Source organism: Vibrio proteolyticus NBRC 13287 (assembly GCF_000467125.1).
Classification (GTDB): domain Bacteria; phylum Pseudomonadota; class Gammaproteobacteria; order Enterobacterales; family Vibrionaceae; genus Vibrio; species Vibrio proteolyticus.
In genome coordinates this window covers 1-714 of the sequence record NZ_BATJ01000047.1, presented here as the reverse complement: position 1 = coordinate 714, position 714 = coordinate 1, and the positions used below count along the sequence as shown (strand labels likewise).

The window sequence follows — 714 nt, the reverse complement described above, 5'->3', positions numbered from 1 at the left end:
TTTGTATGGAGAAAACCCCCAGCTAGGCTGGGGGTTCCGTAAAGCTTACAGCTATAAGTTAGTTATATAACCCCTTTCAATTTGATAAAAACGTCTTGTGGTCTGGCAACTGCAAGAGTTAATTAAGAATTGAAAGGGGGTCCCAATGGGGGACGAAAAGAGCTTAGCGCACACGCGATGGAATTGTAAATATCATGTAGTTTTTGCACCAAAGTACAGAAGGCAGGTGTTCTATGGTGAGAAACGAAGAGCAGTAGGCGAGATACTTAGAAAGCTATGTGAATGGAAAAGTGTGAATATTATTGAAGCGGAATGCTGCGCAGATCATATTCATATGCTTTTAGAAATACCACCGAAGATGAGTGTTTCATCATTTATGGGGTATTTGAAAGGAAAAAGTAGCTTGATGCTCTATGAGCGATTTGGGGATTTGAAGTTCAAGTACAGGAATCGAGAATTTTGGTGTCGAGGGTATTATGTCGATACGGTAGGAAAAAACACTGGCAAGATACAAAGTTACATAAAGCACCAACTAGAACAGGATAAAATGGGAGAGCAATTGTCGATCCCGTATTCAGGTAGCCCGTTTACGGGCCGCAGGAAATAGTCATATGCAAATGTCAGATCACTACGCGCCTGCTAGGGCGCTGCTAGTAGGAGAGCCTTATAGGCGCATATGAAAAACCACCGGCTATGCCGGTGGATACTTTTTTT

At 42.4% G+C, this 714-nt stretch carries 1 protein-coding gene; it reads left to right on the top strand.

What is annotated here, in order from left to right; translation table 11 throughout:
* Positions 1-145: 145 nt before the first annotated feature.
* A complete protein-coding gene (gene tnpA, locus VPR01S_RS21890; protein WP_021706290.1) occupies positions 146-607 on the top strand; it encodes an IS200/IS605 family transposase in 462 nt (153 codons plus the stop codon).
* Positions 608-714: the final 107 nt, after the last annotated feature.